The sequence below is a fragment of the Paenibacillus dendritiformis genome (assembly GCF_015845845.1).
In the GTDB taxonomy this organism is placed as follows: Bacteria; Bacillota; Bacilli; order Paenibacillales; family Paenibacillaceae; genus Paenibacillus_B; species Paenibacillus_B dendritiformis_C.
In genome coordinates, this window is sequence record NZ_LDIG01000280.1 from 1 (window position 1) to 3,372 (window position 3,372).

The following is a 3,372-nucleotide window of genomic DNA, read 5'->3' on the forward strand; positions in this document are numbered from 1 at the left end:
CACTCCATACGCAGCTCGCTGCCTGCGGACAAACTCATCTTTTTCCCGGCGGACAAGCTCAGGTTGCCGCCCGCCGATATATTCACCTGCTTATTGCTCACAATATGAATGCCTTCGCTATCGTCCAGCTTGATAAAAATAGCGCCATCCTTCCCCGACACAACCAGTTCATCCGGTCCCAGACGAATTTCTTTTCCATGAGGCGTTCGCCAGATTTTCATCTGCGGATTGGAAAACTTGTTGTGTCCGCGCTCTCTGCCCGCCCGTCGAACCGCACTTCCCGCAACCCCATCCTCTTCACGGCTGCCTGGAAAATACAAATAAACCGGATCCCCTATTTCCGGCATCACGTACCAGCCTGTATGTCCCCCGCCGCTATACACCGCTGAATAAGGAAACCAATGCGCCTGATCGACCTCCTGCTTCTCGTCGCAATCCAGATGGATACGCACCTGATCCTGACGCACGTCCACGACCACCCCGCCTAGCGAAGCACCCGCCAATTTTTCCTGATAGTAGCATTTCTGCCGTAATCCTTTGTACGAGGTCAGCACATATTGATGCCGCAGCAGCCCCTGCCTCATCTCCGTATAGGCCTGAATGACAAACAAACTGTGTCCCTGAAAAGCCAACCGGGCCCCCAAAACGAGATTTTTTACAGATTTTTTCTGAGCAAGAAAGCCCACGGTTTTTATCGTGGGCTGATAGCGAAGTTGGTATGAAAGCATTTTAGAGTTCCCCAGAAAGATTCCATTGGACCGTTATCGATGCATCGTCCAATACGGATGTCCGTAAAATCCTGCGGGATATACATCGTCAGCTTGCCGTCGAAGAACGGTTGCTCCTCGAACGTGTAGTAGCGCTTTCCAACCCGTACCGATCCCGTGCGGATATCGTGCGGCTCCTTCGCTTTCTCCGCTTCGTTCAGGAGCACCTGAATTTTTTCATCCATAAATTCCATCCGAATCACCGTCCCTTTGCTCGAATAAACACACCAAATATCCCGTTTTTTGTCTACATCATAAAAAAATGCCTAACAGGCGTCAATGAGTCTTCCACACAGGTCTATCGCACCGAATTATAGGCAGTTGATAGCGAAATCCGTCGAATTAAAACCAGATGTTTCCATCATATATTGCGAGAGCCTTATTTCGGCCGCCTCGTTGTCCGGGAATGGGAGCCGTGAACAGGTGAGTCCGCTCTACATCGGGAACCAGGGGGTCGATGCCAGGGAGAGGCGGGAGCAGCAAGCCTCCACTCGCGAGCGATGCTTATATCGGAACAAGGTTTCGACGATGCTACGGCAGCAATGTCGATTCCAGAGAAGTACCGTAAGCGTCTGCGTACGACAGAGCGTGTAAACAAGGAAGTACGGCGTCGTGCGGTGTGATTCGTAACTTTCCACGCCGCGATTCTGCCTAACGATTACTTGGAGCCTTGCTAATGGAGATAGATGAAAAATGGAGCAATGGCCGAAAGTATCTGGATATGACGGATGATTTGGAGTGGAGAAAAACGAACGTAAAAACCCCCTCCAAAAGTGTGCGATTAAGGTAGAGAGCGAGTTTTACTTAAGGGAACTTACAAACAATTTTGGACTTGCATTATGCCAGGGATTTTTATGTGTTATTACGACTGGGGACGGTGGGGACAGGGACCGAATGAGCGTCTTTCCACGAAATAGACTCCATTAGATTCCAAGCGTATTATAATTTATGAGGAACTGAAATCACGCGCAGTACAACGTCTTGAGTTGCGGTGCCGATAGGGCACTGGGCAGAGGCGTCTATTCGGCGTGTGATGGACGCCGGCCTTATGTCCGGGCGCGGAAACGGCTTCGCGCCGAACGAGCCGATTACGCGGGCAGAGGTGGCCGTTGTTCTGGAACGGCTATTGAAGCAGTTAGGGGACAAAGCCTAATTTTCTCTTATTGGGTTCAAGCCAAGTCAAAACGCGACTCATTTCATATCATATGAGTACCTAGAAGAGAGGAGGTTGCCTTATGAGCGGTGTTGTTGGAGGGGTTGGAGGTTCGTGTGGCCTCGGAGGTCTCTGGACTTCAACGGGGGTAATCTTGGTTCTGTTTATCTTGCTTGTAATTATTTCTCGTGCATGTATCTGGTAAGATCACTGGCAAGACCTGCGTCTATACCCATGGAGCAACTTCATTATATGCCCTGCCTCTTCAGCAGGGCTATTTTATTTGGTATAAATGTATACAAATCCGGAGGAACCGGTGGAAAGGAGCTCTGCTGGCATTGTGTTGGCGGGGCTCCTTTTTTTGCTGCAGATCAAACATATACGGTAAAAGCCCCGGGATTATTCCGAGGCTTTCTTCTTACGGGTAGCACGGGGTGGAGCATGGTTCGACGGGTGCTCCACAAAAATTAGTAATTACCAAAAATGTCTTTCACAACAATGTCTTTTACGTTTTTTGCACTCCACCAATACTCTTTGACCTCGGTGCAGAACAACAGTGATTGTTTTTCTCCGATGATGTCTCATTCAAGCCACCCCCTTTTCTTAAATACAATATGAGAAAGTACTTCAAATGATTGGACCAGTATCACGACCAGTTAATTAGGGCATACCTATTATGGTTCCTTGCCTCCTTATCAGTGGGCCGTCTGTGTACGGCCCTTTTCTTGTTCTTAAAGGACTTTAGCTCCATGGTTTTATTTGGTATACTGTTGCCAAGCCGGTTCGCTGGTGATCGGCAAAGAGCCGTTGAGGAAGGAATCCCACGGCTCTTAAAAATCTTCGGTTTCATCATATGTAGGTAATTGATTTAACCTATTTATATACTCTCGACCTTCCTTATATGGCAAACTATATCGACAACCATTATTATCACCCGAAAAAAAGTGAGTTATTTTTCCGGCTCAAAACCGTAATCAGTGCTTGACGAAATAATCTCAGGCTGAAAATGGAAAAACATCTGCTAATCCTGTAATGTTGTAAGTCTCACCGAACAACAAAAAAGGAATAGACAGATGCAAAACCAGTATATCAATGAATTACTCGACATACCAGAGCTAAAAATCCGCCAAATCCTGTCCATCGATGCCGATGAACTTCACATAGAAGCTTTCCCCGTCAGCGAAAAGCAATGCTGTCCGTGCTGTGGGTCGGATCAAAATGTCATCCGCAAAGGAAGCAATGGCATACGGATCGTCCGACATCTTCCCGTGTTCGAGAAAAAAACCTATCTGCACGTGCCCTCCATTCGCATGTTCTGTAAACACTGCGAAGCCGGATTTGTATGGATGTATGAATTTGTCGGCCCCAAACAGCGCTACAGCAGTCTCTTTCGATTCCATACCGTTGAACAATCGCTTGGTTCTACAGCAGCGCATAGCGCTCGCATGCAGA

Annotated in this window: 4 protein-coding genes and 2 pseudogenes; 4 read left to right on the top strand and 2 right to left on the bottom strand. The window is 48.0% G+C overall.

From position 1 onward, the window contains the following. Both ABD76_RS27635 and ABD76_RS27640 read right to left on the bottom strand, forming a co-directional pair. Window positions 1-650: pseudogene (locus ABD76_RS27635) on the bottom strand (phage baseplate assembly protein V); the annotation flags it as partial. Between the two features lie 41 nt (window positions 651-691). Next, window positions 692-961 carry a hypothetical protein gene (locus tag ABD76_RS27640; protein ID WP_197260100.1) on the bottom strand — a complete coding sequence of 90 codons (270 nt, stop codon included), beginning with the start codon at window positions 959-961 and terminating at the stop codon, window positions 692-694. 300 nt (window positions 962-1,261) lie between these two features. Between ABD76_RS27640 and ABD76_RS30070 the strand changes: the two are divergent. From ABD76_RS30070 to ABD76_RS27650, 4 genes and pseudogenes are all read left to right on the top strand, one after another. Next, window positions 1,262-1,557: pseudogene (locus ABD76_RS30070) on the top strand (transposase); the annotation flags it as partial. Window positions 1,558-1,758: 201 nt separating this feature from the next. Then, window positions 1,759-1,920, top strand: coding sequence for an S-layer homology domain-containing protein (locus tag ABD76_RS27645; protein ID WP_338125210.1), 162 nt, complete (start codon window positions 1,759-1,761; stop codon window positions 1,918-1,920). Between the two features lie 82 nt (window positions 1,921-2,002). Continuing rightward, window positions 2,003-2,125: a YjcZ family sporulation protein gene (locus tag ABD76_RS30075; RefSeq protein ID WP_242069665.1), complete on the top strand. Its 123-nt coding sequence runs from the start codon at window positions 2,003-2,005 to the stop codon at window positions 2,123-2,125. A gap of 868 nt (window positions 2,126-2,993) precedes the next feature. Next, a partial coding sequence (locus ABD76_RS27650; protein ID WP_197258173.1) for a transposase family protein occupies window positions 2,994-3,372 on the top strand: 379 nt, incomplete at its 3' end.

What these genes read in the sequence shown, in the direction of transcription:
- ABD76_RS30075 (WP_242069665.1), top strand. Translation starts at nt 2,003, where the DNA reads ATGAGCGGTGTTGTTGGAGGGGTTGGAGGTTCGTGTGGCCTCGGAGGT.
- ABD76_RS27640 (WP_197260100.1), bottom strand. Translation starts at nt 961, where the DNA reads ATGGAATTTATGGATGAAAAAATTCAGGTGCTCCTGAACGAAGCGGAG.